The 1,730-nt window shown below is 62.4% G+C and carries 4 protein-coding genes; 3 read left to right on the top strand and 1 reads right to left on the bottom strand.

Features of this window, described 5'->3' with window-relative positions:
• Positions 1-324, top strand: a 324-nt coding sequence (locus BEP24_RS16230) for a hypothetical protein (RefSeq protein WP_216093162.1), incomplete at its 5' end; no start/stop codon positions are given.
• A 414-nt stretch (positions 325-738) separates the two neighbouring features.
• A complete protein-coding gene (locus BEP24_RS17305; protein WP_139197440.1) occupies positions 739-1,179 on the top strand; it encodes a hypothetical protein in 441 nt (146 codons plus the stop codon).
• A gap of 143 nt (positions 1,180-1,322) precedes the next feature.
• On the opposite strand, the gene BEP24_RS17760 is transcribed toward BEP24_RS17305, so the two are convergent.
• Positions 1,323-1,487, bottom strand: coding sequence for a hypothetical protein (locus tag BEP24_RS17760; RefSeq protein ID WP_171898852.1), 165 nt, complete (start codon positions 1,485-1,487; stop codon positions 1,323-1,325).
• 10 nt (positions 1,488-1,497) lie between these two features.
• On the opposite strand from BEP24_RS17760, the gene BEP24_RS17300 reads away from it, so the two are divergent.
• Positions 1,498-1,730: hypothetical protein (locus BEP24_RS17300; protein ID WP_141693503.1), on the top strand; the 233-nt coding region annotated here is incomplete at its 3' end.

Genomic DNA, 1,730 nt, shown 5'->3' with positions numbered 1-1,730 from the left:
TACGCGAACATCGGCAACTCGCGGATCAACAACGCACCGAGCGTTTGGCGGACCGTGTTGAAGTTCCCGTACGAGCAGCTCTACGGCAAGCAGATCCTCTCCGCACAGCTGACGGAGACACAGGCCAACTCCGGGACCGCGACCGCGACCACGTCGGTCGCCGGGTGGGCCTCGGCCTACGCGTGGAACTGCGGCGTCCGTAACGCATCCCGCACGAACTTCACGGCCGGGTACACCGGAACGGCGTCGTTCGACGTGACCGGACAGGTCCAGCAGTGGACCGACGCGAGCTCGGCCGCGCAGCTTCTCAAAGTTCCTCACTGACAATTCGGTCATGAGTGCCGTGTTCTTTGCATGCGGACTGGTTCCGGGGGTCGTCTCCATGGTTTGTGGAGGAATTCAGACGGCAGCCTATCTGGTTCAAGGGAGGGTCGGTATGGCTGCGGTTTCAGCGGTGGGCATGATCGGCGGTTCATATGCGTCAAAGGGCCTGGTTGCAGCGGAAAGGGTAATGAGTCGCAGTCACGTTGATCGCGTGTTCAAAGCGGGGCGCACTGTGACTCGAAAGTGGGCGTCCACTCAGCGCCGGCGGGCCAATTTCCGAGCTAACGCAGTGTCGAATGTGGCACAGAAGGCGGTCGGGTCCCACGCGGATGGGAGCGCTTGGAGCAAGCGTGCCGTTTGGAAGTATTGGAGATGATCATTAGACGAATAAGGGGAAGCAGGCTAGGGGCTGTCGTGGCATCAATCACCATCACGCTTCCACTGCCGCTGGTGTTCACGGTCGCGTCAGCCGCCTACAGCCCTGGATTTGGGCAAATCTTGTTCTATGTACCCTTCATGCTCTTCACAGGGCGTGCTTCAATGATGGGGATTGAACTGCGCGGGGACGAGATGATCGTACACTCCTGGTATAGGAACTATCGGATCGCCAGGCATGCAATCCATGGCGTCGATCTATTGCCTTATAGCGGATTGATCAATCGAAGTGCCGAAAGCGGCATTGACCCGCTTTGGCAATTTTGTCGAATGCTGGTCGTTCGACATGCTGGGCGTGAGCTTCGACTCCCGGCTACTATCTCGTCGAGGAAGACTGCTGAGCGCAATGCGGCCATCATTCGGAAGTGGGCGGGTCTACCGGAACGTGTCAAGCGTGAAGAGCCGAATCACCGGCGGTGACGTTCGCCTGGCTATTCAGGACCGGCCGTTCGGGGCGCTCGCTCATTCGCCCCGGCCGCAAGCACCATCACAACGGCCACGCCCGCCTCCTACGACACGGCCGGGAGGCTCGTGGCCGCGTCGATCCCGCGGCACCGGTTGACCTACGGCTTCGGTGCCAGCACGTGCACCCAGTCGGGTGCGGTCGCTGCGGCTGGGAAGAACGGGAACCGGACGGCTTCGTCGGACCAGCTCCTCGACGCCTCGGGTAACCCGGCGGGTGCGGCGACGCAGGTTGCGTCCTGCTTCGACGCAGCGGACCGGCTCATCGGGACCACGGTGACGAACCCGGTCACGGGAGCGACGCCGGTGAACCAGTCCCTGACCGGTGCGCAGCTGGTCTACGACGCGCATGGGAACACCACCACGCTGGCGGACGAGACCCTCGTCTACGACGGGCAGGACCGGCACGTCCAGACCGCTCTGACGGACGGGTCGAAGGTGTCGTACGTGCGGGACGCGTCGAACCGGATCGTGCAGCGCACGGAACAGACCCCGAACGGAACGAAGAC

It is taken from the genome of Curtobacterium sp. UCD-KPL2560 (assembly GCF_001705035.1).
Classification (GTDB): domain Bacteria; phylum Actinomycetota; class Actinomycetes; order Actinomycetales; family Microbacteriaceae; genus Curtobacterium.
This window is presented reverse-complemented; position numbering and strand designations above follow the sequence as displayed.

Coding starts and splice junctions, on each gene's coding strand:
- BEP24_RS17760 (WP_171898852.1), bottom strand. CDS start 1,487: ATGAGCCGGTCCGCTGCGTCGAAGCAGGACGCAACCTGCGTCGCCGCA.